Annotated in this window: 1 pseudogene; it reads right to left on the reverse strand. The window is 66.7% G+C overall.

Annotated features, from left to right (window positions below):
- A pseudogene (dcd, locus tag KUM32_RS41015) lies at positions 1-342 on the reverse strand (dCTP deaminase); the annotation flags it as partial.
- Between the last annotated feature and the right edge of the window lie 313 nt (positions 343-655).

The raw sequence follows: 655 nt of genomic DNA on the forward strand, positions 1-655 counted from the left end.
GCCGTGGAGTGCGTCAGCAGCCCCAGCCGCCAGGCTCGACTTCCCCTCCAGCCGCGAGGCGATGTCGTCGGGCAGGCTCACCACCTCGTACGTGGAGGCCAGCACGAACTCGCCGGGGTGCAGGATGAACGCCTCGTCCCCCTCCGGCACCACCTCGCGCGTCAGGTCGGCCTGCTCGACGGCGGGGTCGATGTGGGGGTAGCGGTGGTTCTCGAACACCCGAAAGTAGCGGTCCAGCCGCACGTCGATGCTCGACGGCTGCACCATCTGGTCGTCGTACGGATCGATCCGCACCCGGCCGGAGTCGATCTCGGCCCGGATGTCCTTGTCTGAGAGAAGCACGCCACGAGGATACGCGGACAAACAAACCCCAAGGGCCCGACCCAACCGGGCCGGGCCCTCACTGAACGTGAGCTACCGCTTCTCCAGCACCACAGGAACCGCGTGCCGAAGCCGGGCGCACCGCGGACAGCGCAACAAGCGTCCGGGCCCAAGACGGTCGGCGGTCAGGTTCTGCATCGGGAACGAAGCGGTGCTGAATACGTGCCCTTCGGCACAACGGACGACGGTGCGCTCCATCGGTCCCCTTCCCCAGCTACGTGAACGACAAAAGCCACATTAGGGGATAGATCAGGCAGCCCTGAACCCGGCACTC

The sequence above is a fragment of the Streptomyces sp. AC627_RSS907 genome (assembly GCF_019049165.1).